At 44.5% G+C, this 24518-nt stretch carries 21 protein-coding genes and 1 other annotated feature; of the genes, 18 read left to right on the forward strand and 3 right to left on the reverse strand.

The window, feature by feature from the left end; translation table 11 throughout:
- The first annotated feature begins 272 nt into the window (after positions 1 to 272).
- The 10 genes from ezrA to IGI82_RS03465 all read left to right on the forward strand — a co-directional run bounded on the left by ezrA (position 273) and on the right by IGI82_RS03465 (position 12787).
- On the forward strand, positions 273 to 1994 hold the full coding sequence (gene ezrA / locus IGI82_RS03420; RefSeq protein ID WP_005225145.1) for a septation ring formation regulator EzrA: 1722 nt from the start codon (positions 273 to 275) through the stop codon (positions 1992 to 1994).
- A gap of 186 nt (positions 1995 to 2180) precedes the next feature.
- Positions 2181 to 3323 (forward strand): cysteine desulfurase family protein, encoded by a 1143-nt coding sequence (locus IGI82_RS03425; protein WP_086339394.1) that lies wholly within the window; start codon positions 2181 to 2183, stop codon positions 3321 to 3323.
- 47 nt (positions 3324 to 3370) lie between these two features.
- Positions 3371 to 4579, forward strand: coding sequence for a tRNA uracil 4-sulfurtransferase ThiI (gene thiI / locus IGI82_RS03430; protein WP_005225147.1), 1209 nt, complete (start codon positions 3371 to 3373; stop codon positions 4577 to 4579).
- A 154-nt stretch (positions 4580 to 4733) separates the two neighbouring features.
- Positions 4734 to 5387, forward strand: a complete 654-nt coding sequence (locus IGI82_RS03435; RefSeq protein WP_005225148.1) for a redox-sensing transcriptional repressor Rex — start codon at positions 4734 to 4736, stop codon at positions 5385 to 5387.
- A 65-nt stretch (positions 5388 to 5452) separates the two neighbouring features.
- Positions 5453 to 5944 carry a thiol peroxidase gene (gene tpx, locus IGI82_RS03440; protein WP_010747457.1) on the forward strand — a complete coding sequence of 164 codons (492 nt, stop codon included), beginning with the start codon at positions 5453 to 5455 and terminating at the stop codon, positions 5942 to 5944.
- Between the two features lie 57 nt (positions 5945 to 6001).
- Positions 6002 to 6236, forward strand: a binding site (T-box leader).
- Positions 6237 to 6838: 602 nt separating this feature from the next.
- Positions 6839 to 9484, forward strand: a complete 2646-nt coding sequence (locus IGI82_RS03445; RefSeq protein ID WP_061053800.1) for a valine--tRNA ligase — start codon at positions 6839 to 6841, stop codon at positions 9482 to 9484.
- A gap of 147 nt (positions 9485 to 9631) precedes the next feature.
- On the forward strand, positions 9632 to 10945 hold the full coding sequence (locus IGI82_RS03450; protein WP_086339175.1) for a bifunctional folylpolyglutamate synthase/dihydrofolate synthase: 1314 nt from the start codon (positions 9632 to 9634) through the stop codon (positions 10943 to 10945).
- Positions 10938 to 11612, forward strand: a complete 675-nt coding sequence (locus IGI82_RS03455; RefSeq protein ID WP_005225153.1) for an HAD family hydrolase — start codon at positions 10938 to 10940, stop codon at positions 11610 to 11612. The genes IGI82_RS03450 and IGI82_RS03455 overlap by 8 nt, the downstream gene beginning before the upstream one ends.
- An 82-nt stretch (positions 11613 to 11694) precedes the next feature.
- Positions 11695 to 12387, forward strand: a complete 693-nt coding sequence (radC, locus tag IGI82_RS03460; RefSeq protein ID WP_005225154.1) for a RadC family protein — start codon at positions 11695 to 11697, stop codon at positions 12385 to 12387.
- Between the two features lie 199 nt (positions 12388 to 12586).
- A complete protein-coding gene (locus IGI82_RS03465) occupies positions 12587 to 12787 on the forward strand; it encodes a cold-shock protein (protein ID WP_005225155.1) in 201 nt (66 codons plus the stop codon).
- A gap of 144 nt (positions 12788 to 12931) precedes the next feature.
- Here the strand turns inward: IGI82_RS03465 and rnjA are convergent, their stop codons facing one another.
- Together rnjA and IGI82_RS03475 are read right to left on the reverse strand one after the other, a co-directional pair.
- The gene (rnjA, locus tag IGI82_RS03470; RefSeq protein WP_438841766.1) at positions 12932 to 14611 is read right to left on the reverse strand and encodes a ribonuclease J1; all 1680 of its coding nucleotides are present in this window, start codon (positions 14609 to 14611) and stop codon (positions 12932 to 12934) included.
- Between the two features lies 1 nt (position 14612).
- Positions 14613 to 14825, reverse strand: coding sequence for a DNA-directed RNA polymerase subunit epsilon (locus IGI82_RS03475; protein WP_005225157.1), 213 nt, complete (start codon positions 14823 to 14825; stop codon positions 14613 to 14615).
- Between the two features lie 401 nt (positions 14826 to 15226).
- Between IGI82_RS03475 and IGI82_RS03480 the strand changes: the two genes are divergently transcribed.
- The 3 genes from IGI82_RS03480 to IGI82_RS03490 all read left to right on the forward strand — a co-directional run bounded on the left by IGI82_RS03480 (position 15227) and on the right by IGI82_RS03490 (position 19370).
- Positions 15227 to 16960, forward strand: coding sequence for an ABC transporter ATP-binding protein (locus tag IGI82_RS03480; protein WP_010747462.1), 1734 nt, complete (start codon positions 15227 to 15229; stop codon positions 16958 to 16960).
- The gene (locus tag IGI82_RS03485; protein WP_005225159.1) at positions 16957 to 18714 is read left to right on the forward strand and encodes an ABC transporter ATP-binding protein; all 1758 of its coding nucleotides are present in this window, start codon (positions 16957 to 16959) and stop codon (positions 18712 to 18714) included. The genes IGI82_RS03480 and IGI82_RS03485 overlap by 4 nt, the downstream gene beginning before the upstream one ends.
- Positions 18715 to 18776: 62 nt before the next feature.
- The gene (locus tag IGI82_RS03490; protein ID WP_005231095.1) at positions 18777 to 19370 is read left to right on the forward strand and encodes a gamma carbonic anhydrase family protein; all 594 of its coding nucleotides are present in this window, start codon (positions 18777 to 18779) and stop codon (positions 19368 to 19370) included.
- Positions 19371 to 19432: 62 nt separating this feature from the next.
- Here IGI82_RS03490 and clpP read toward each other — a convergent pair whose 3' ends face one another.
- Positions 19433 to 20023, reverse strand: coding sequence for an ATP-dependent Clp endopeptidase proteolytic subunit ClpP (gene clpP, locus IGI82_RS03495; RefSeq protein WP_005225161.1), 591 nt, complete (start codon positions 20021 to 20023; stop codon positions 19433 to 19435).
- Positions 20024 to 20198: 175 nt separating this feature from the next.
- On the opposite strand from clpP, the gene IGI82_RS03500 reads away from it, so the two are divergent.
- The 5 genes from IGI82_RS03500 to IGI82_RS03520 all read left to right on the forward strand — a co-directional run bounded on the left by IGI82_RS03500 (position 20199) and on the right by IGI82_RS03520 (position 24517).
- Positions 20199 to 20717 (forward strand): hypothetical protein, encoded by a 519-nt coding sequence (locus IGI82_RS03500; RefSeq protein WP_005231097.1) that lies wholly within the window; start codon positions 20199 to 20201, stop codon positions 20715 to 20717.
- A gap of 223 nt (positions 20718 to 20940) precedes the next feature.
- Positions 20941 to 21690 carry a glycerophosphodiester phosphodiesterase gene (locus IGI82_RS03505; protein ID WP_153883511.1) on the forward strand — a complete coding sequence of 250 codons (750 nt, stop codon included), beginning with the start codon at positions 20941 to 20943 and terminating at the stop codon, positions 21688 to 21690.
- On the forward strand, positions 21687 to 22604 hold the full coding sequence (gene miaA, locus IGI82_RS03510) for a tRNA (adenosine(37)-N6)-dimethylallyltransferase MiaA (protein ID WP_375806068.1): 918 nt from the start codon (positions 21687 to 21689) through the stop codon (positions 22602 to 22604). The genes IGI82_RS03505 and miaA overlap by 4 nt, the downstream gene beginning before the upstream one ends.
- Positions 22601 to 23845: a GTPase HflX gene (gene hflX / locus IGI82_RS03515; RefSeq protein WP_195266092.1), complete on the forward strand. Its 1245-nt coding sequence runs from the start codon at positions 22601 to 22603 to the stop codon at positions 23843 to 23845. The genes miaA and hflX overlap by 4 nt, the downstream gene beginning before the upstream one ends.
- Positions 23846 to 24136: 291 nt before the next feature.
- On the forward strand, positions 24137 to 24517 hold the full coding sequence (locus IGI82_RS03520) for a MerR family transcriptional regulator (protein ID WP_005225166.1): 381 nt from the start codon (positions 24137 to 24139) through the stop codon (positions 24515 to 24517).
- Position 24518 lies beyond the last annotated feature (1 nt).

A 24518-nucleotide genomic window follows, 5' to 3' on the forward strand; every position in this document is an offset into this window, starting at 1 on the left:
TCAGAAAAAAAGTCACTTGTTGATGTAAATTTCACGATTTGTTTTCATTATCGCTGGAAAAGCCGTGATTTATTTTATTCGATGCGAAAAAAGTCGATCTTTTTTGCCTCAATCTAATGCTTGATTTTTTTCTTTATGCTATAATCTAGCGTAGATGCTTTTTTATAAAGGGACTATCTGTCCTTTTTATACTCAACGAACTTATCAATCAATCTGCTGATCAGCAGGTTTTAGACGAAACATGTATATTTGAAAATTGGAGGAACCACAAAATGGGAACTAATATCATCTTTGGAATTGTCATTGCCATCATCATCATTGCGGCGGTCTTGTATGCAATTGGCTTTTTCATGCGGAAGAAAAACCAAGAAAAGCTGAATGACTTGGAAAAACGCAAAGAAAATCTGTTTGACTTGCCGGTGATCGAAGAAGTCGATGAAGTAAAAAGAATGCACTTGGTTGGTCAAAGTCAAAACACCTTCCGTGAGTGGAACCAACAATGGACAGATATCTCCACAAAATCTTTTGCTGAACTTGAAAGTCAAATCTTTGAAGTGGAAGAGCTGAACGAACGCATCCGCTTTTTTAAAGCAAAAGGGGCGATCGTCCAAGCCGAAGCGACCATGGACGAGATGGAACGCCAAGTGGAAGAGATTCGCGCAGGCTTGAAAGAATTACGAGAAAGTGAAGAACGAAATTCACTGGAAGTTCAAAAAGCGCTGGACGTTTACGAAGACTTGAAGAAGAAGCTGCGGGATCAAGGCGAAGAATTCGGTCCTGCTTACAATGAGCTGCAAAAACAAATCAAAAACATTGAAATTGAGTTCACCCAATTTGTTACCTTAAATACTTCTGGCGATCCTGTGGAAGCACGGGAAGTGTTAGACCAAGCGGAAAAACACACCTATGAAGTGGAAGACCTAATGAAACGGATCCCAGCGGCGTACGAAGAATTAAATCGTACCTTCCCTGATCAGTTGAAAGAAATCCAAGAAGGTTATAAAAAATTATTAGAACAAAAATATGTGTTCCCAGAAGCAAACTTCCAAGAAGAAATCAACCGTGTGAAAAAACGGGTTGAAAACTCCATGAACGATCTAGCGAAAACAGAAGTCGCTTCCGTTGAAGTGGCAAGCCGTGATACTGCAAGTGATATCGATGCCTTGTATACGGTGATGGAACGTGAGATCAATGCCAAGAAATATGTCATGAAAAATCGTCAGATCATCGAAGACTACATTGACCACGCAACGAAGAACAACCGTCAGTTGTTGATCGAGTTGGATCATACGGCGCAAAGCTATACTTTGAATCATAATGAATTGGGTCGCGTCCGCGGCTTCCAAACCGAAGTGGACGAATTGGCTCGCCGCAACAACGAGTACTTACCGAAATTGGAAAAACATGAGATTCCTTATTCAGAAGTGCAAAGCTTCTACAAAGATGCCTACAAGATTTTGGATGATGTGGAAAGCCAGCAAGTTGAAATCGATGATTCTCTTGCGGAATTACGTCGTGGCGAAAAAGTTGCACAAGAAAAAGTGGAAAGCTTCGAATTCCGTCTACGCAACTTGAAACGGTTTGTTGAGAAACAACGCTTACCTGGTTTGCCAGGCGAGTATTTAGAATTCTTCTTCGTGGCAACGGATCGTGTCGAAGAATTAGGCAAAGAATTGAACAAGATTCGCATTAACATGCAAGAAATCAATAAATTGGTTTCTGTCTGTGAAGAAGATCTTGATCTTTTAGATGAACAAACAAAAGACTTAGTGGATGCTGCGGCATTGACTGAGCAAATGATGCAATATGCCAACCGCTATCGTCATTCTCATCCAGATATCAAGGCAGCGATCGACAAATCACTTTACTTGTTCAGTAAAGAATATCGCTATCAAGATGCGCTAGATGAAATCGGCACAGCGTTGGAACGAGTAGAACCAGGTGCCTTCAAACGGATCGAAAACTTCTACTTCAATAACCGCGACTTAGTATAATACGAAAGCCAGCAGTGAAAAACTGACTGGCTTTTTTCATGGAAAGAATGGCTCGCTGCATGAGTACCGCTTACGAAGGAAGGAAAAGTTTCCTTTAAAAAAAGCCAAAGCCGACGAGTCACCTTGAAACTCAGCTCAAGAGCAGTTATAATGGGAAAGAATTTTTTTAGAGAAAGGGTCCTATCATTGATCTATTTTGACAACAGTGCAACAACCGCTATTTATCCACAAGCTTTAAATACATATGTCCAAGTCAGTCAGCGAATTATCGGCAATCCCTCAAGCCTGCATGATTTAGGAAATCAAGCCAATCGTCTGCTGCAGCAATCTCGTCAGCAGATCGCCGATCTGTTAAACGTTTCTTCCAAAGAGATCGCATTTACCAGTGGGGGGACTGAAGGAGACAACTGGGTCATCAAAGGGACTGCTTTAGCGAAAAAAGCCTATGGGAATCACCTGATTATTTCCAGTATTGAACACCCTGCCGTCAGTGAAACAGCGGCTCAATTAGCCGAGTTAGGGTTTGAGGTCAGTGTTGTGCCTGTCGATGCCCAAGGCTTTGTCAACGTGTCTGAATTAGCAAACCTGATTCGCAAAGAAACGATTTTGGTTTCGGTGATGGCGGTCAATAATGAGGTAGGGTCGATCCAACCGATCCATGAGATCGCAGCTGTGCTAGCTGACCATCCAACGATCCATTTCCATGTAGATGCCGTCCAAGCCATCACAAAGGTGCCGCAAGAACAATGGTTCAATGAGCGGGTCGATTTTGCCGTGTTCTCTGCGCATAAATTTCATGGACCTCGTGGCGCAGGCTTTATCTATTGGAAACAAGGCCGTAAGCTGGCGCCATTGATGACCGGCGGTGGGCAAGAGCAAAACCAGCGCAGCGGTACCGAAAACGTACCAGCAATCGTTGCTATGGCAAAAGCCCTACGTTTAGCGACAGAACAAAAGGCTGAAAAGCCGAACCATGTTCAATTATTAAAAGGCTATTTGCAAGAAGCACTGGCTGGGTACGAGAAAGTCACGCTTTTTTCTGGCACAGAAGGGTTTGCGCCGCACATACTTTGTTTTTCATTAAAAGGGATCCGAGGAGAAGTCTTAGTCCATGCCTTTGAAGAAAAGCAGATCTATCTTTCGACGACGAGCGCTTGTTCCTCCCGTAAAAAGATGGCCAGCAGTACGCTTCATGCGATGCACGTTCCAGAACAGTTAGCAACATCGGCTGTTCGTATCAGTTTAGATGAGAGCAATACAATGGCAGAAGTCGAGCAGTTTCTGATCGTCTTCCACCAGTTGTACCAAAAATTTTCGAAAATCAATTAAGCACGACAGACCACTATAAAATCAATCCAAATCAAAGGAGTTTTCTCGTGAATTATTCAGAAATCATGGTTCGTTATGGCGAACTGTCAACAAAGGGCAAAAATCGTCGTAGTTTTATTATGCAATTAGCTTCAAACGTCAAACGTACCTTAGCAGATTATCCCCATGTCAAAGTTCATGCCGAGCGAGATCGCATGCACTTGCTATTGAACGGTGAAAACAGCCAAGAGATCATTCCTAAGCTGCAAAAAGTCTTTGGGATTCAAAACTTTTCCCCCAGCATTCGGGTCGAAAAAGATATCGAAGTATTAAAGAAAGCCGTTCAAGACGTCATGGCAGAGATCTATACGGGCGTTGAGACCTTCAAAATCACAGCCAAGCGCAGTGATCATTCGTTTGTGCAAGATAGCAACCAGTTGAATTTGACCTTAGGGAATGCGGTGATCGACCGTTTTCCTGATATCAAAGTCCAAATGAAAAAACCAGACATCAATTTGCGTGTAGAAATACGGATCGATGGCGCTTATTTGTCTTATGAAACGATCCAAGGAGCCGCTGGGCTGCCAGTGGGCACCAGTGGAAAGGGAATGTTGATGCTTTCTGGCGGTATTGATTCGCCAGTCGCAGGCTACTTTGCCATGAAACGCGGCGTTGAGATCGAAGCGGTCCATTTCGCAAGTCCTCCTTATACGAGTGAACAAGCGTTGCAAAAAGCCAAAGATTTAACGAAGAAGCTTGCGCCTTATGTGGGAAGCATCCAGTTTATCGAAGTTCCGTTTACAGAAATCCAAGAAGAAATCAAAAATCGTGTGCCACAAGGCTATTGGATGACCATCACCCGTCGGATGATGTTGCGTTTGACGGATGCGATTCGGGAAGCTCGTCATGGCTTGATCATCTTAAATGGTGAATCATTAGGACAAGTGGCTTCACAAACTTTGCATAGCATGGTCGCCATCAATGAAGTAACCAATACGCCGATCGTGCGCCCAGTGGCAACGATGGACAAATTGGAAATCATTGAAGTTGCTGAAGCCATTGATACCTTTGAATTGTCGGTCCAGCCATTTGAGGATTGCTGCACAATCTTTGCACCTCCTCAACCAAAGACGCGCCCAAGACTGGATAAGGTCCACCAATATGAAGAACGTCTCGATATCGAAGGGATGATGGAACGTGCGATGGCTGGGTTGAAACTGGAAGCAATCACGGCAAATCAAGAAAAAGCAGCAACGGAATTCGCTGAATTTTTATAATAAAACCCCGAGTTTAATGCTACGACCACAACTGTTTTTGAATAGTTGTGGTCGTTTTTCATCGAGTGGGAGAGTTTGTGAATATTTTCTTGCTATTGAAAATGGAACATGCTACACTCAATATGTGAATCATTTAACAAGGAGGGTGGACAGGATGGAAGCATTAAGAGATAAAAAACTTCCGAAAGCGACGGCAAAACGTTTGCCAGCTTATTTACGACACTTAAAATTACTGGATGCCTCTGGTATTCAGCGAATCAAATCGAAAGAGTTTGCAGAAATCACGCAAGTTCCTTCAGCCACGATCCGCCGAGATTTTTCTCATCTAGGAGAATTGGGCAGAAGTGGCTATGGCTATGATGTTCCTTATCTGATTGAGGTATTGAGCTATATCTTAGAAACCAATGAAGAGAAAAAAATCGCCTTGATTGGTTATGGAAATTTAGGAAAAGCGTTAGCCAACAACAATTTTCGCAGAAATGAAAATCTTTCCGTGGTCGCGGTTTTTGACAATGATCCAGAAATGATTGGTCAGACCATTAGTGGGCGTTATGTCTATGGAATGGATCAATTGGCGGAAGTCGTAGCAGAAAAAGGGATCACCGTAGCGATTTCGACCGTTCCTAGTCGTTATTCACAAATGGCGATCGATGCGATCGTGGATGCTGGGATCACAGCGATTTTAAATTTTGCCCCTGATCCCGTCATCGTGCCAAAAGACGTCAATATCCAATACATTGATTTGACGACAGAATTGCAAACATTGATCTTTTTTGATACGACCTACTCGCAAAAATCGAAAGTCTGAGCAAATCCTTTTCGTTTTTTGAAAATCTTTCTTATACTGGGAGAAAATGCTATAGGAGAGATGTTATGCAAGTTACACGCAAAGAAACGGTTTATGAGATGCCTGGCAACCAACCAAAAGTAGGGGATAAAGCAGCTGATTTTCGCTTGAAAAGTTTAGAGGACAAGGAATACACACTGACTGATTTTCTAGGAAAACCAACGATCATCAGCGTGGTTCCCGATATCGTGACACGCGTCTGTGCATTGCAGACCAAGCGTTTCAACCAAGAAGCAAGTCAATTGGATGACATCCATTTTGTCACGATTTCTAACAATACAAAAGAAGAACAAGCGCAATGGTGCGGCCAAGAAGGCGTCGACATGATCATGCTTCATGATCCGGCGAATACCTTCGGTGAGGCCTATCAAATCATGATCCCAGACTTCGGTCATTTTGCCCGAGCAATTTTCGTTTTAGACCGTGAAGGCGTGATCCAACACGTTGAGATCGTGCCTGAGATCTCCCACGAACCGGATTATCAAGCAGCCATTGACGCTGCGAAAGCAAACCTCTGATTGACTTTCAAAAAAGTTCATTGTAGAATGTAGCAAGATGAAACAAGAATCTATGATAGCAAGACAATGTTCAAGAGGAGTATCAGTGACCCTGGCGGTCAGAGAGAAGTCGGTCGGTGCAAGACTTCCCCAGACACTGAAAAGGTAGCTTGAAGGTCTTTGATCCGAACCACGGTTTGTTTCTTGCAGACAAAGCCGCACAGTAAGATCAAGCGCGTCGTGAACGTTACCTCACGTCAAAGTGGCAGAGCAATCTGCAATTTAGGTGGTACCGCGTATCAGCGCCCTAATGCCTCGGCATTAGGGCGCTTTTTGCTGTGAATCACTGCGACTGGCCCACAAAGTGGGACAGAGCAGATGATGAACAGTACTAGGCGACCAAAGGGAGCGTAGTAACCAAACTAGGAATCACTATGATTGGCCCACAAGGGACAGAGCAGATGATGAACAGTACTAGGCGACCAAAGGGAGCGTAGTAACCAAACTAGGAATCACTATGATTGGCCCACAAGGGACAGAGCAGATGATGAACAGTACTAGGCGACCATAGGGAGCGTAGTAACCATACTAGGAATCACTGCGATTGGCTTGCGAAGCAAGACAGAATAGATGATGAACAGTACAAGAAGTCATCAAAACTGGTCCACGAAGCGAGTGAGATCGTTTGCCAAAAGCCCTAAGACACAATAGCGGATCACGGAAGCGAGCCTTGACCTCTGTAAGCAACGTTTTTTTACGAACAATAAGCGAGGCGTCAACAAACAGCTGATAATCATCTCTACCACGGCACTAATCCTGAACGATTCAAACATTGTCACGCTTTACCCAGCAACAGGCACAAAAAAACCACACCAACCATTACGTCTAAAAAACGTAACTTTAGGAGGACCAACTATGACAGAAACTGAAAATCTATCCACCAAGTACAATCCCCAAGAAGTAGAAGCGGGGCGCTACCAAGATTGGTTAGAACATGACCGTTTTAAACCAAGCGGCAACAAAGAAGCAAAACCTTATTCTATCGTGATTCCACCGCCAAACGTAACAGGAAAATTGCACTTAGGTCATGCCTGGGATACCACGTTACAAGACATCATCATTCGTCAAAAACGGATGCAAGGGTATGACACCTTATGGCTACCAGGTATGGACCATGCCGGGATCGCTACCCAAGCCAAAGTAGAAGAAAAGCTGCGGGAACAAGGGATTTCTCGCTATGACCTTGGTCGGGAAAAATTCGTTGAACAAGTATGGGATTGGAAAGAAGAATATGCCGGTCACATTCGGGAACAATGGGCGAAACTAGGTTTATCTCTAGACTATAGCCGTGAACGGTTCACATTAGATGATGGATTATCCGAAGCGGTCCGTAAAGTTTTCGTGACGCTATATGAAAAAGGCTTGATCTATCGTGGCGAGTACATCATCAACTGGGATCCGCAAGCCCGCACGGCATTATCTGATATTGAAGTGATCCACAAAGACATCGAAGGTGCTTTTTACCATATGTCTTACGAATTAGCAGATGGCAGCGGTGTGGTGGAGATCGCAACGACTCGTCCAGAAACGATGCTGGGGGATACAGCAGTCGCGGTTCATCCAGAAGATGAACGTTATCAAGCATTGATTGGTAAAAAAGTGATTTTGCCTTTGGTCAATAAAGAGATCCCAATCATCGCAGATGAGTACGTGGACCAAGAATTTGGAACAGGGGTCGTAAAAATCACTCCTGCCCATGACCCGAATGACTTCGAGGTCGGTAACCGCCATGACCTTCCGCGGGTCAATGTCATGAATGATGACGGAACAATGAATGACTTAGCAGGTACCTACGCAGGCATGGATCGTTTTGCTGCTCGTAAGCAAATCGTGAAAGACTTAGAGGCGTTAGGTCGTCTGATCAAAATCGAAAAAATGGTTCATAGTGTAGGGCACTCAGAACGGACAGGCGTAGTAGTCGAACCTCGTTTATCGACACAATGGTTCGTAAAAATGGAGCCATTAGCAAAACAAGCCATCGACAACCAAGAAACCGACGATGCGGTGGACTTTTATCCGCCACGTTTCAACCAAACATTCTTACGTTGGATGGAAAATGTCCATGACTGGGTGATCTCTCGTCAGTTGTGGTGGGGCCATCAAATCCCAGCTTGGTACCACAAAGAAACGGGAGAAATGTATGTAGGACTTGAAGCGCCAGCAGATGCCGAAAATTGGCAACAAGATCCAGACGTATTGGATACCTGGTTTAGTTCTGCTTTATGGCCGTTTTCAACAATGGGGTGGCCAGATGAAAACAATGAAGATTTCCAACGCTACTTCCCAACGAATACATTAGTGACCGGCTATGACATCATTTTCTTCTGGGTAAGCCGTATGATTTTCCAAAGCTTGGAATTTACTGGCAAACGACCATTTGAAAATGTCTTGATCCACGGATTGATCCGTGATGAACAAGGTCGCAAAATGAGTAAGTCGCTTGGAAATGGGATCGATCCGATGGAAGTCATTGAACAATACGGTGCCGATGCATTGCGTTGGTTCTTATCAAATGGCTCTGCACCGGGGCAAGACGTGCGTTTCAGCTATGAAAAAATGGATGCCGCTTGGAACTTCATCAATAAAATTTGGAATGCTTCCCGTTTCGTCTTGATGAATGTCAGCGAAATGACTGCCGAAGACATTGATTTTTCTGGTGAAAAATCAGTGGCGGATCGTTGGATCTTGACGCGCTTGAATGAAACGATTGAAAAAGTCACTGATCTTTTTGAACGCTTCGAATTTGGGGAAGCGGGTCGTCAATTATACAACTTTATCTGGGATGACTTCTGTGACTGGTACATTGAAATGTCGAAAGAAACCTTATACGGTGACAATGAAGCAGCGAAACAAGTCAATAAGAGCATCTTAGTCCATGTTCTTGATCAAATTTTACGCTTGTTGCACCCAATCATGCCATTTGTTACAGAAGAAATCTGGAGCAAACTGCCGCATACAGGGGAATCATTAGTCGTTGCTGAGTATCCACAAGTGGCACCAGAATGGACCGATGAAAAAGCGGCGCAAGGGATGGAAGTGTTGAAAGAATTGATTCGTTCGGTTCGAAACATCCGTGCAGAAGTAAACACACCACTTTCGAAACCAATCACTTTGCTGATCCAAGCAAATGAACCTGAGATCGAAGAATTCTTGATCGCCAACAAAAACTATATCGAACGCTTCTGTAATCCAGAAGAACTAGAAATATCTAACAGCTTACAAGCCCCTGAATTGGCGATGTCAGCCATCCTATCAGGCGCGACGATCTACTTGCCGCTAGCTGGGTTGATCAACATTGAAGAAGAAATCGCGCGTTTGGAGAAAGAACTAGCGAAGTTCACCCAAGAAGTTCAACGGGTACAAGGCAAATTGGCAAATGAACGCTTCGTTGCCAATGCACCAGAGGAAGTCGTAGCACAAGAACGCAGCAAAGAAGCCGATTATCTTGAAAAACAAAAAGCAGTCCAAGAACGGATCGAGCAATTGCGCACGATTCAATAGGAAGCGTCGACTGTCTGCAAACAAGCATCTCTTGTAGATGCTTGTTTTTGCGTAATCGATAGAAACCGTCAAACAAATTTCTCGTTTAAAGGAAAGAAATTGGGAAAGCTGTGTGATTTTTGATAAAATAAGAGCGAGGTGAAGGAGATGACAAGCGAAGAAGCAACAGCGTGGATCCATTCGCGTTTGGCATTTGGGCAAAGACCCGGATTGATGCGTGTCGAAGCATTATTAAAACGAATGGGCAATCCTGAAAAAAACATAACCATGATCCATATCGCCGGCACGAATGGCAAAGGATCAACCGTCAGCTATTTGCGCAGTCTTTTAGAAGAAGCTGGGCAGCAAGTGGGGACTTTTACTTCCCCGCACATTGAAGCGTTCAATGAACGGATCGAAATCAATGGACAATTTATATCAGATGAGGATTTGGTTGCTTGGGTGGAGAAAATCCAGCCGCTGGTTGCTGAAATCGATCGTGATGAAACCCTGACGGGCATCACTCAGTTTGAGATCATTACTGCCATGGCGTTAGGCTATTTTGAAGAAAAAAAAGTCGATGTTGCGATAATGGAAGTTGGCCTAGGGGGACTTTTAGATAGTACCAACGTTATTTCCCCGATGTTGACGGCGATCACGACGATCGGCATGGATCATATGGATGTTTTAGGCGATACCATTGAAAAAATCGCAGCCCATAAGGCGGGGATCATTAAACCACAAATTCCACTTGTGACTGGCAATATCGTTGAAAGTGCGCTTTCGGTGATCGATTTGAAAGCTGCAGAAGCACAGGCACCTGCGTATCATGCAGGGCAAGAGTACCGTGTGACCTATCGTCACCCTGATGAAGAGTGGGGCGAATTGTTTGATTTTGAAAATGAGCATGGCAAAATCAAAGGCTTGAAAACACCGATGTTAGGCCGCCATCAACCAGAAAATGCCGGTGTTGCGATCCAATTGTACAGTCTGTATTGCGACCTACGGCAGCTGCCATTTTCAGCTAAAGAAATTCGCAATGGGCTAAGAAAAGCCTATTGGCCCGCCCGAATGGAACGAATCAGCAGTGAACCACTGGTGATCATCGATGGCGCCCATAACGTGCATGCCATGGCTCGCTTGGTGGATACGATGAAAGAAGAGTTCAGCGACTATCGCATCCATGTGCTGTTCTCAGCCTTAGAAACCAAAAACGTCAATGAGATGCTTCAGCAATTGCTGGCAATTCCGCAAGCCGAGATTTATTTAACGACCTTTGATTTCCCAAAAGCATTGCATTTAGCAGACGGCTATCAGGAACTCGATGAAAAACGAATCTCAACCGTCTCTTTATGGCAGTTTGGCTTGGCAGAATTATTAGAAAAAATGACCAATGAAGATTTGCTGCTGGTGACAGGATCGTTGTATTTTGTTTCAGAAGTTCGTGAATTGTTGTTGGCAATAGGAGGAAGAAATGGCTAAGTTACGTGGTGTGATTTTCGATATGGATGGCTTGATTTTTGACACGGAGCTGCTCTATTACCAGGCTACTCAAATCGTGGCGGATCAAATGGGGATTCCCTATACAAAAGAGTTGTATTTAGCTTATGTGGGGGTCTCGGATGAAGAAGTCTGGGCAGCTTACCATGAGCGGTTCGACGAAGCCTTTGGCCATCAAATGATCGAAGACTTTATCCAAGCGGCTTTTCAGCAAACGCTGGAAATGTTCCAACGGGGCGAGGCTGAATTGAAGCCAGGTATCCACGAGTTATTGCATTATCTTGATGAGAAAAAGATTCCCCGAGTGTTGGCGTCTAGCAACCAGCGCAAAGTGATCGATACCTTGCTGGAAGCAGCAGGCTTAACGGCGGAATTTCCTGAGATCGTCTGCTTTGATGATGTCACACGGGCAAAACCAGATCCTGAGATTTTTGAAAAAGCCCACGCATTATTGGCGGTACCAAAAGAAGAATTGGTGATCCTTGAAGATTCGGCTAACGGTATTCATGCTGCTCATGGGGCAGGGATCTCAGTCATTATGATTCCCGATTTGATCGCGCCGACGACCATCATTGAAGAAAAAGTCTTGAAAGTCTTACCATCACTAGAGGATGTCCCAGATTTTCTAGAAACCGCCTTTTCGATCTAGCTGCGATTTTTTGCGCACCTGATTCATGAAATACTCTCTCCTTTGCGTATCTTTTATTAGACCGACGCAAAGGAGTTTTTTTATGATCAATGAAACAGTGATTCCCCAAAGCTCGTTTCCCCGAGAGCGTTTAGTAGAATATGGAGTGGATGCCCTTTCGAATCAAGAATTATTGGCCATTTTGCTGCGAACTGGCTCACGTCCTCTGAATGTCCTCGAATTAGCGGCCAGTGTCTTGAATCGTTTTCAAGAATTGTATGAACTAAAGCAAGCGACGATCGATGAATTACAAGAAATTCGCGGCGTCGGACAAATCAAAGCCATCGAGATCAAAGCGATGGTTGAATTAGGTGTGCGAATCCAGCGCTCCGCTCAACCAAAGTACGGTAAGGTCAACTCTAGTATGGCGATCGCCCATCAGTTGATCCAAGAGTTGAAGGATTGTCGTCAAGAGCATTTACTAGGGCTATATTTGAATACGAAAAATGAGATCATTCAGAAAAAAACGATCTTCATCGGATCGTTGAATCAGTCGATCGCTCACCCACGGGAGATTTTTCATTGGGCGGTACGCTACAGTGCCGCCCGAGTGATCGTCGTCCACAACCATCCCAGCGGCAGTCCCCAAGCCTCAGAGGCAGATCTGCTGTTTACACGCCGCTTGATCAAGTGCGGAGACTTGATGGGGATCGACATATTGGATCATTTGATCATTGGCGACAATGCCTATGTCAGTTTGCGAGAAGAGGGGCTGTGGCAACAGGAAGACGTGTGAAAATAAGCCGAGTTTGCGAACATTATTAAAAATAAAGGTGAATTGTCTAATCGTCTGTCTTGCAAAAAAATACGGGCAAGTGTAAAATATTATTGTAATTTTGTTTGCTGAATAGATGTTGAAACGCACGTTAGGCCTCTATCGCACAAAGGCAATGTTACACACAATTAAGTGCTTATGCACGAGGAGGTTTTTTTTAATGGAACAAGGTACAGTAAAATGGTTCAATGCTGAAAAAGGGTTTGGTTTTATCTCTCGCGAAGACGGTACAGACGTATTTGTACACTTTTCAGCGATCCAAGGTGAAGGATTCAAAACTTTAGAAGAAGGTCAAGCAGTAACTTTCGACGTGGAAGATTCTGATCGTGGACCTCAAGCAGTTAACGTAAACAAAGCGTAAGCTTTCAAACAAACTGCCAGTAAGAGCACTTTGAAATCAAAAACCCCAAAAGACCATCGATTCGATGGTCTTTTTTTTGCTTTTTATAACGGAAAGGAAAAAGGGTAGTTCTCAGTAACCTGAGAACTACCCTCGCATGTGAGACTATAAATCGTCCGGCGTCATGATCATCGAAAGGATCATTGGATGACGCTCGGTTTTTTCAAATAGGAATGGCTGTAACGCCGAAGACATCACTTCTCTTAATTTGTGTTCTGTTGGGTCTGGTTGGTTCAAGACTTCCCGCAATGCACGGAAGAGGATCTGCTGTGCTTCGTTGATCATCTCGCCAGATTCCCGCATATAAACAAACCCACGAGAAAGGATATCTGGTCCAGCAAGGACTTCTTTCTTCGCCACATCGACTGTCGCGACAGCTAAGACGAGGCCTTCTTCTGAAAGAATGCGACGATCTCGTAAGACGACATTTCCGATATCACCGATACCGCTGCCGTCAACATAAACATCATTGGCATTGAAATGACCAGCCAAGCGAGCGGTATCCGCTGTTAAGGCCAACATGTCACCATTTTCCATAATGAAACAATTTTCTTTTGGTACACCGACATCTTGTGCCAACTGGGTGTGGATGTTCAGCATCCGAAATTCCCCATGGACAGGCATAAAGAATTTTGGCTTCATTAGACGCAACATCAGTTTTTGTTCTTCTTGGCCACCGTGACCAGAAGTATGGATGTTGTTCAATTTGCCATGGATCACGTTTGCGCCAGCTTCCAACAACAAGTTGATCAGCTGATTGACACTCGTGGTATTTCCTGGGATCGGTGAGCTTGAGAAAATCACGGTATCATCTGGGTGAATTTGGATTTGACGGTGAGTCCCGTTGGCAATCCGACTCAAAGCAGCCATTGGCTCTCCTTGAGAACCCGTACAAAGGATCATGGTTTCGTTTGCAGGCAAACGGTTGATCTCATGAGATTCCACAAAGGTTCCATCTGGCACCTTGATATAGCCAAGGCGCTGTCCGTTGACGATTGCATTTTCCATACTGCGTCCAAAAACGGCGATTTTACGTCCAGTCGCAACCGCCGCATCTGCAGCTTGTTGGAGACGGAAAATGTTGGAGGCAAAGCTGGCAAAAATGATCCGACCGTCGATTTTTTCAAAAATCTTTTGGATCGAGCTGCCGATCGTTTTTTCTGATTTGGTAAAGGTCGGAATTTCTGCATTGGTACTATCGGAAAGGAGGCAAAGGACGCCTTCTTCACCAATTTTTGCCATTTTGTGCAAGTTTGCTGGTTCGCCCACAGGCGTAAAGTCAAACTTGAAATCGCCAGTTGCGACGATATTGCCAGAAGGCGTTTTGACAACGACACCTAAAGCATCTGGGATACTGTGGGTCGTTCTAAAGAAGCTGATGGATGTTTTACGGAAACGAATCACCGTATCTTCATTGATTTCGTGTAATTCCGCATCCCGCAATAAGCCATGCTCATCTAATTTGTTGGTGATCAAAGCAAGTGCCAAGGGTCCCGCATAGATCGGGATATTGGCTTCCCGCAACAAGTAAGGGATTCCGCCAATATGGTCTTCGTGACCATGAGTGACGATCAAGCCTTTGACTTTCGGTAAATTTTGAACGATGTAGCTATAATCGGAAATGACATAGTCGATCCCAAGCAGTTCATCTTCGGGGAATTTGATTCCCGCGTCAATTAAGATGATCTCATCTTGGAATTGAACCCCATAACAGTTTTTTCCGATTTCGCCAAGTCCACCGACGCCGAATACGCCAGTCTCATTATTTTTCAGCGAAACTTTCATCTTAAAACTCCGCTAATTTGAAATCAGCGTTTTCTTTTTCGTAAGCTAAATGTTTTTCATCTAGTTCTTGAACGAACTCGATGTTGTATGGGGTATTTTGTTCAACCAGACGGCGTGCGATCACTGCATCGTCTGCTTCAATGTACAAAGAGTGGGTTTGTTCTCTCTTTGGGTTGCGGTCTTTTGTTTCTTGGTAATAAATTTTGTAAATCATATCTTTTCTCCTTTATCTGCTTTTCGCAGTAGTCTATTTGGTTGATGAATTCGCTGCATCACAAAATCGAGGTCCGAATAAAGTGACCTGAAAAGAAGGCTTCGAGAGCCGCTGCATGCTTTTTTCAGACAATCGTTGTGAGAAAAAAGAGAAAGCCTCGTCTTTGCTTTCCAAATGTCGTCATAAAAAATTCACCGGGTTTGTAAGTCGTTCCACTACAAGTATCCCTAGTTTATCACAGAAAAACGAATAAGTATAGAAACACGTCATTTTGAAAAGGCTTACTGAAAGAAAATGAAAGGACTATCGCTGAAGTTTGCTTTTTTTCGTTGAAAGTGCATTACAATAAGAATATTCCTATGCTATAGTAGAAGTAATGAAGTAAAAAAGGAGGGGATTTTTTGAAATTAATGTGGCACTACACGATGAGAAACAAGAAACTGCTGGTTTTTAATTTCATCTGTGTTTTTGGTTTTATTTTGATTGAATTAGGTTTGCCGACGTTATTGGCAAGAATGATCGACAAAGGGATCGCCGCTGGTGATCGCGACTACATATGGAAAATGGGTGCGGCGATGATCGCGATCACCATTGTGGGGATCACGATGAACATTTTGTTAGGCTATTTCACGTCACGTATCACCACTAACATTGTGGCAGATATTCGTGACGATCTTTTTGAAAAAGTCCAAGGCTATTCACATACCGAATATGAAAAAATCGGGGTTTCATCATTGATCACCCGTGTGACCAATGATGCGTATCAAATCATGCTGTTTATGCAAAGCATCTTACGGACAGGTTTAATGACACCCATGATGTTTGTGGTCAGCTTGTACATGGTCATGCGGACAAGTACACAACTAGGGTTGTATGTTTTGGGGGCATTGCCGATATTGCTGATGGCCGTCATCGCCATTGCCAAAATCTCGGAACCCTTATCCACTAAACAACAAGCCAATCTAGATAAAATCAATGGCATCTTGCGGGAAAATCTCTCTGGTTTACGAGTGATCCGTGCCTTCGTCAATGAAAAATTTGAAGAAAAACGCTTTGGCAAAGTCAACCAAGCCTATGCTTCTAGTTCTCGCAGCTTGTTTCGCTTGATGGCAACGGCACAACCAGGCTTTTTCTTCTTATTCAATATCGTGATGATTTTGATTATTTGGACGGGAAGTATTCAAATCGATCAAGGGCAACTGCAGGTCGGTGACTTGATTGCATTTATCGAATACATCTTCCATGCGCTGTTTTCTTTCATGCTGTTTGCGACTGTCTTTACGATGTATCCACGAGCGGCCGTTTCTGCTCGTCGAATCCAAGAAGCGTTAGATGCGACTTCTGAAATCAAAGAGCCAGAACAGCCAGTGACAGAAACTAAGACGAAAGGCTTCTTGGAATTCAAAAATGTTACCTTTGCTTATCCAGGACATGCTCAAAGTCCAGTGATCCGTAATGTTAGCTTTACTGCTTCACCAGGGGAAACCGTGGCGTTTATCGGTAGTACTGGAAGTGGAAAATCAACCTTGATCCAATTGATCCCACGTTTTTACGACGTCAGTGAAGGCCAAGTCTTGGTGGATGGTGTTGACGTTCGGGATTACAGCTTAACGACGTTGCGCAACAAGATCGGGTTTATCCCTCAAAAAGCGTTGCTATTTACAGGGACGATCGCAGAAAACCTACGCTATGGCAAAGAAGATGCCACGCAAGCAGAGCTGGAACGAGCAGCCGAGATTGCGCAAGCGGCAGATTTCATTTCTCGCACACCAGATGGCTTTGATGCTCACTTGGCAGAAGGCGGAACCAACTTCTCCGGCGGACAAAAACAACGCCTAGCGATTGCCCGTGCGGTGATCCGCCAACCAGAGATCTATATTTTTGATGATAGTTTTTCTGCATTGGATTACCAAACGGATGCAAAATTGCGGGCACGCTTGAAAAAAGAAACCACAGAATCGACCGTTTTGATCGTTGCTCAACGAGTAGGAACGATCATGAATGCCGATAAGATCGTCGTCTTGAACGAAGGCGATGTGGTTGGCATCGGCACCCACAAAGAACTGCTGCAAACTTGTCCAGTATACTACGACATTGCGGCGTCACAATTATCAGAGGAGGAGTTGGCACAATGAAAGCAATCTCTTCTTTAAAACGGTTAGGTGCTTACATCAAACCGTACAAAGTACAATTTATCCTAGTCTTGCTGTTTACTGTTGCAACCGTCGGCTTCAATGCGGCAATGCCGTATGTTTCTGGATTACCGACGACAGAGATCAGCCGCAACATCGCTGCAGGCGAAGGCGTTAATTTTGATTACGTGATCCTTTGCTTGATCTGGATCGCAGTCGTTGGTGTCGGTTACTGTTTCTCACAATTGATGTCAGGGCTGCTGATCACCAACGTTGTCCAATCTGCGATGCGAGATCTGCGGCAAGACATTGAAGAAAAAATCAATCGTTTGCCCGTTTCTTACTTCGACCGCAACCAACAAGGGAATATCTTGTCACGGGTGACCAATGACGTGGATGCCGTCAGCGGTGCGATGCAACAAGCCTTGATCGGGATCGTCAATGCCTTCTTAGGAATCGTTATGGCGGTTTCCATGATGTTTTACATTAATACCTACATGGCGTTGGTTTCATTGATCATGATCCCAGCCTCCTTATTGATTTCTCGCACGATCGTCAAAAAGTCGCAAAAAGACTTCCAAGGCATGCAAAATGCGTTAGGGGATCTGAACGGCTACGTACAAGAAAACATGACTGGATTCAGTGTGTTGAAAGTGTATGGACGGGAAAAGCAAACACTTGAAGGGTTTAAAAACGTTAACCACCAGTTGCGCTATTACGGCTTTCGTTCTGCCTTTGTTTCAGGATTGATGATGCCGTTGGTGCAAATGACCGCTTACTTTACCTATATCGCAATGGCAGTCATGGGGAGCTTTTACGTGATCAGCGGCGTGATCGTTGTTGGTCAGCTGCAAGCATTCATTCAATACATTTGGCAAGTCAGTCAGCCAATGGGGAATATTACCCAGCTGTCTTCCGTCTTGCAAAGTGCCTCAGCAGCAGCAAAGCGGGTCTTTGAAATCCTAGATGAGGAAGAAGAGCCAGTCAATCAAACCGATATCCAATTGCCAGAACAAATCAGAGGCGACGTGACCTTTGAACATGTCGGCTTTGCCTATGATCCGAAAAAACCGTTGATCAAAGACTTGAACTTTGAAGTCAAAGCTGGACAAACCGTGGCGATCGTGGGACCAACAGGTGCTGGGAAAACCACCTTGATCAATTTGTTGATGCGTTTTTATGATGTCAATGAAGGGGCCATCAAGATCGACGGCATCGACACGAAGAAAATGGAACGTCACGATGTTCGGTCACTATTTGGGATGGTCTTACAAGATGCATGGTTGTACGAAGGCACGATCGGCGACAACATTCGCTTTGGGAAATTAGATGCCACCGATTATGAAGTCGTTGATGCAGCGAAAACCGCCAACGTCGATCACTTCATTCGCACGATGCCAGACGGCTACGAAATGATCATCAATTCTGAAGGGGACAATGTCTCCTTGGGGCAAAAACAATTGTTGACCATCGCTCGGGCAGTCATCTCTGATCCGAAGATTTTGATTCTCGATGAAGCCACCAGTTCGGTGGATACCCGCTTAGAAGCGCTGATTCAAAAAGCAATGGATAAAGTGATGGAAGGTCGTACCAGCTTTGTGATCGCCCATCGTTTGTCAACGATTCGTGAAGCAGATCTGATCTTAGTGATGGATCAAGGGTCGATCATTGAAAAAGGCAATCACGAAACCTTGTTGGCAGCTGGCGGCTTTTATAGCCAACTGTACCAAAGTCAATTTTCAGAAGAAGCCGAGTAAGCCCAAAAGAGCGTCCAGTCTGACTGGCGCTCTTTTTGCATTGTCGCAAGGGTGGTGCTATAGTGAAAAAAGAAAGCGCAGATCCGTTTATGGATTGGAAGGAGAAGTTGATGGACAAAGAACAATCAGGGAATGAAACCCACAAAACAGTTTCGCCAGCCTCGTTGCAAGGAACACCTTGTTTTGTGGCAAAAAATGCGACGATCGTAGGAAACGTGACTCTAGGAAAAGAGAGTACGGTCTGGTTTCAAGCAGTGATTCGAGGCGATGCCAATCGCATCGAAATCGGCGCGCGTACCAATATTCAAGATGGAACGATCATTCACGTTGATCACGATGCCCCGACGATCGTGGAAGACGATGTGACTGTTGGGCATCAGTGTATGCTTCATGGCTGTACCATCAAAAAAGGGGCGCTGATCGGCATGAGCTCGATTGTTTTGAATCATGCAGTGATCGGTGAAAATAGCTTGTTAGGTGCTGGTTCGTTAGTAACGGAAGGAACCGTCATTCCGCCCAATGTGTTGGCGTTTGGTCGTCCTGCACGAGTGATCCGTCCGTTGACAGAAGAAGAAATCGCCAAAAATCAGGCAAACATCACGCATTACGTGGAAAATGGGTATGCTTACCAACAGGGCGAATATGGTGAAGTCTGACGCCGAACCAAAAGACGCAAAAAGGTGTACGAATTGCTTCGTACACCTTTTTTTATGCAAGCTTATTTCAATTTGTTTGATTCCATGATCTCGTCGATCAAGCCGTAATCTTTGGCTTCTTGTGCGGTCATGAAGTTGTCACGATCGGTGTCGCGTTCAATCACTTCGATTGGTTGACCAGTACGTTCTGACAAGATTTTGTTCAGCCGTTCGCGGGTTGCCAAAATGTGGCGGGCAGCAATTTCGATCTCAGTTGCTTGACCTTGTGCGCCACCTAATGGTTGGTGAATCATGATCTCTGCATTTGGTAACGCAAAGCGTTTGCCTTTTTCACCAGCGGTCAATAAGAATGAACCCATAGAAGCAGCCATCCCCATAACGATGGTTTGAACATCGGCTTTGATAAAGTTCATGGTATCAAAGATCGCTAGACCAGCAGTAACGCTTCCGCCAGGAGAGTTGATGTACAAGTAGATGTCTTTTTCAGAATCTTGCGCGTCCAAGAATAAAAGCTGAGCAATGATCGAGTTTGCTAAGTCATCGGTTACTTGACCACTCAACATAATGATCCGGTCTTTTAATAGACGAGAATAGATGTCATACGCTCTTTCACCGCGAGATGATTGTTCAATGACTGTAGGAATTAAATTCATAGTGATAGTCCTCCTAAAAATCGTTATAGATATAGTTTAGCATAAAGTTTTCGCAATATCTAAGAGATAGTATACCGATTAGGTCAAGAAAGGTCAAATAAAAAGTTCGTTATCTTTTTTGCGAAACTTTCAAATATGATACAATATGAAAAAAGGAATGAGGAAGGATCGAAGAATGGCAGTAGCAATAGCAGGTTTGATCGGCGTCTTAGTGGGCGCATTGTTAGTAACCATCATTTTTAATTTACGCATTCGGTATGAGGAGCAAAAAGAAAAACAACGCCGTTTGTTGGAGCATAAAGTCAAAGAAATCGAAACGTTGGTTTTATTGAATCAAAAAATCAGTGAGATTCTACAAAAACGGGTCATGCTGATGGATGAGTATGTCAGCTTTGATGCCTTTGACGACTGTTATATCACCATTGATGATTTTGCCTATTTACAATCTTTTGCAGCGCAAAACAGTTTTTATCTACCGAATTTTTTCTTGGAAGAATTTTTCAAAAAAATCGGAACACGTCGGGTGATTTTATCCCCAGAGGAAACTGTTAAAATCGGTGGGTATACCTATAAAGGCGGTCGGATCATTATGGAAAATTTCCTTGATCAATTAGTCGAAATGGTCAATGAGCGTAAAACCCAAATGAAAAACATGACGAGCGAACCGTTGACCTATTTTTCAAAAACGATTTGATTCTACTGGTCAGCCGTTCGCCTTGGTTAAGGCAACCAAACCAGAGTATCGACGGTTGCGCTTTTTTAACTGATCACACACACTCTTACTGCGATCATAGTAAGGGTGTTTTTCTTTGACCGAAACAAAGCGTTATTATTCATTAAGAGGATCGAAACAAACAGAGGCTTTTTGGTTCTAGGAGATTCCATGGTAAAATAAAGAGTGAGAATGGAGTGAAAGAATGATGGTACAAATCGTTGCCCACCGCGGGAGTAGCGGCAACCGACCTGAAAACACGCTACCAGCATTTGCGGAAGCGGTGCGGGTCAAAGCTGATATCATTGAGTTAGATGTACATCTATCAAAAGATGGCGGCTTGATCGTCATGCATGATGAAACGGTTGATCGAACGACCAACGGCAAAGGTCGGATCTGTGACCTGACGGTTGCTGAACTAAAAGAACTCAATGCTGGCAGCTGGTTTTCTGAGGAATTCCAAGCCGCCAAAGTCCCCACGCTAAAAGAAGTGTTGGATTTACTTGCAGCGAAGAATTATCGTGGCATTTTGACGATCGAATTAAAAACCGATCATTATGAGTATGAAGGAATCGAAGCCAAAGTATCCGACTTATTGAATAGCCAAGAATGGCCCTTTACTCATTGGTATTGTTCCTTCAATATCGAGACCTTGGATCGGATCCATGCGATCGAACCGGATGCGACCCTTGATTTTATTATGGGACGCGGGGAAGACAAACCACCGTTGGCGCTCAGCCGACCGTATATCGAAGGAATTCATCCTGCCTATCGCTGGATCCAAGAGACAGCAACGGTCTTAACTGATTTTCCGATCGCGATCCGTCCGTGGACTGTCAACGAAGAAGCGGCGATTCGCACCTGCTTGGCTCTGGGGTTGACGGGGATCATCACCGATTTTCCAGAAAAAGCTCGGGCAATTGTGCAACAGGTCCGTGAGGAAACAAAAGGATGAAAAAAGTCTTAGTAATCGTGGGACCGACCGCAGTCGGCAAAACCGCCTTGAGTATCCAGTTAGCCCAAAAATACCATGGGGAGATCATCAGCGGGGATTCCATGCAAATTTACCGTCAGTTAGATATCGGTACCGCCAAAGTGACGAAGGAAGAAATGGCAGGGGTTCCTCATCATTTGATCGATATTCGTGGGATGACGGAAGCATACTCTGCCGCTGATTTCCAGCAAATGGGGCGTGAAGCCATCGAGACGATCCAGCAGCAAGGAAAGCTGCCGATCGTTGTAGGGGGAACAGGGTTATACATCCAAGCGCTTTTGTATGACTTTCGTTTAGGGGCAGAAGAAGGCGATCCAACGATTCGTCAGCGTTACGAACAAGAAGCAGCAGCCATCGGCAAAGAAGCTTTATGGCAAAAGCTGCAGGCGGTCGATCCCTTGGCAGCAGCGAAGATCCACTACAACAATGAGCGGAAAGTGATTCGTGCGTTGGAGGTTTTTGAAACGACTGGCGAAAGTATCGCTGCACCAAAAGAGACACCACAAGCTTTGTACGATTTCTTCATGATCGGGTTAACCACTGAGCGAGAAGTGTTATACCAGCGAATCAATCAGCGAGTGGACTTGATGATGGATCAAGGCTTGATCGAAGAAGCAAAAGCTGTTTTGCAGTATCCAGAAACGCAAGCCGCCAAAGGAATCGGCTACAAGGAATTTTTGCCCTATTTTCAAGGGCAGGCCACATTGGAGGAGACCGTTGAGCAAATCAAGCAAAACTCACGCCGCTACGCCAAGCGGCAGCTGACGTGGTTCAATAACCGAGCACAGCCCCGATGGATTGATTTAGTGAGGCAACCTGAAGAACAATGTACCCTTGAAACAGAAATCGACCAATGGTTGGAGGAGAAAAGATGAGCCAAGAACGTGTGATTCTTGTCGGAGTAGAAACGGAGAAAAACTATCTTCATTTTGATTCGTCAATGAAAGAATTGAAAAGCTTAACAAAAACCGCCAATGGTGAAGTTGTTTTTTCACTGGTGCAAAAACGGCAGCAAGTCGATCGACAAACCGTGATCGGCAAGGGGAAAGTTGCGGAATTGCAGCAGTTGGCAGAAGCACATGAAGCAGATCTAGTGATTTTCAATCATGAACTGACACCAAGGCAAAGCCAGTTGATCGGTGATGCGCTAGAAGTGCCAGTGATTGATCGCGTCCAGCTGATCCTCGATATTTTTGCGATGCGTGCCCGTTCCAAAGAAGGAAAGCTGCAAGTAGAATTGGCACAGCTGGATTATTTGCTTCCACGCTTGATAGGGCAAGGAAAGAACATGTCTCGGCTAGGGGGCGGAATCGGAACGAGAGGGCCAGGGGAAACCAAGCTGGAGACCGATCGTCGCCACATCCGCAACCGCATCACCATCATCAAACGGGAATTGAAGGAAGTGGCAGCCCATCGAGACCGAACACGCCAAAAGCGCAAAGACAGCCAAGTCTTTCAAATGGGCTTGATTGGTTATACCAATGCTGGAAAATCAACTATTTTAAACATTTTGACCAGTGCGGATACGTATGAGCAAGACCAGTTGTTTGCGACACTCGACCCTTTGACGAAACGCTGGCGGATGCCAGAAGGATTCGAAGTCACCATTACCGATACGGTTGGTTTTATCCAAGAATTGCCGACCCAATTGATCGATGCGTTTCATTCCACACTGGAGGAAAGTCAAAACATGGACTTCTTGCTGCATGTCGTCGATGCCAGTTCCGAAGAACGGGTCCAGCAAGAGGAGACGGTCTTAAAATTAATGGAGGAACTTTCTTTGACCCAATTACCGATGTTGACGGTCTACAATAAGGCGGATCGCATCGACGCTGATCAGTTTGTCCCAACGCTCTTTCCCAATGTCTTGATCTCAGCAAAAAGTACCAAAGGCAAAGAACGCTTGACTCAGGCGATCAAAATGGAATTGATGCAGATCATGCAGCCTTATCATCTGGTGCTGCAAGCCGATGAAGGCAATGCGCTGAATCGTTTAAAACGGGAGTCGCTAGTGTTGAGCAATACCTTCGATGAAGCAACACAGACCTATCATATCAAAGGATTTGCGCTGGAGGATACCTATCCACTACGCAGAATGGTGCAAGAACAGGAATAAACAGAAAACGGTGCAGCTGATGCACCGTTTTTTTTGTGGTGACAAAATTATGGAAGTATAAGTGGTTTGACTTCCTTCAAGTGCAAAACCCGAACATTTTTGGCTAAGGCACCATTTCTTCCAGAAAAAGGACTGCTTGAACATGCGATCAAATCAAGGGTCCAATGAAAAAATCAAAAAAATTTGCATTCATGTCACTTTTTCTAACATGAGGGGTTGACACGCAAAAAAAGAATTGGTATAGTTTCCATAAAGTTACGCAGCATCATTGAAACGGAGGGGAGCCAAGTTATGCGGGAAAAAGAATTGCGGCGCTCAATGTCAGTCTTTCCTATCGGAACAGTCATGAAATTGACCGATCTCACCGCCCGTCAAATTCGTTATTACGAAGAACAAGAATTGATCCACCCGGAACGCAGCGATGGCAATCGACGAATGTATTCGCTGAATGATATTGATACCTTGCTAGAGATCAAAGACTATCTTTCCGATGGACTGAACATGGCGGGAATCAAACGAGTTTATGAAATGAAAGTTGCCAAAGAAAAAGAAGCGAAGAACAAACCGCCGCTGACCGATGAAGATGTACGTCGAATTTTTTATGATGAACTCTTGGCTCAAGGTGGATTGAATCAACAACAGCCATACCAGCAAAAAGGTCCACGAATGTAGA

It is taken from the genome of Enterococcus sp. AZ067 (genome assembly GCF_051715005.1).
GTDB lineage: Bacteria > Bacillota > Bacilli > Lactobacillales > Enterococcaceae > Enterococcus_D > Enterococcus_D casseliflavus.